The organism is Planctomonas deserti, assembly GCF_003067705.1.
Classification (GTDB): Bacteria; Actinomycetota; Actinomycetes; order Actinomycetales; family Microbacteriaceae; genus Planctomonas; species Planctomonas deserti.
Genome location: NZ_QANL01000105.1, coordinates 1 through 610 on the forward strand (window position 1 = coordinate 1; position 610 = coordinate 610).

The window sequence follows — 610 nt, forward strand, 5'->3', positions numbered from 1 at the left end:
CGACCATGATGTCGCCGGCGCGGACTTCGGCACCGATGTACACCACGCCGCTCTCGTCCAGGCGGTTCAGCGCCTGCTCGGAGACGTTCGGGATGTCGGCGGAGATTTCCTCCGGCCCCAGCTTGGTGTCACGCGCGACGCAGGTCAGCTCTTCGATGTGGATCGTGGTGTAACGATCCTCTTCCACCACGCGCTCGGAGAGCAGGATGGAGTCTTCGAAGTTGTAGCCGTTCCACGGCATGAACGCGATCAGCATGTTCTGGCCCAGGGCCAGTTCGCCGATGTCGGTGGACGGACCGTCGGCCAGCACGTCGCCGCGGGCGATGACGTCACCCACCTGGACCAGCGGACGCTGGTTGATGCAGGTGTTCTGGTTCGAACGGGTGTACTTGACCAGGTTGTAGATGTCCACGCCTGCGTCGGTGGCGCCAACGATCTCTTCCTCGTTGACCTTGACCACGATGCGGGCCGCGTCGATCTGCACGATCTCGCCACCACGACGGGCGTTCACGGTCACACCGGAGTCACGCGCCACGGCGCGCTCGATGCCGGTACCGACCAGCGGCTTCTGCGCACGCAGGGTCGGCACGGCCTGACGCTGCATGTTGGC

General features: G+C 64.9%; 1 pseudogene. It reads right to left on the reverse strand.

The features are described from left to right. Window positions 1-610, reverse strand: a pseudogene (locus tag DAI20_RS19770) (DNA-directed RNA polymerase subunit beta); the annotation flags it as partial.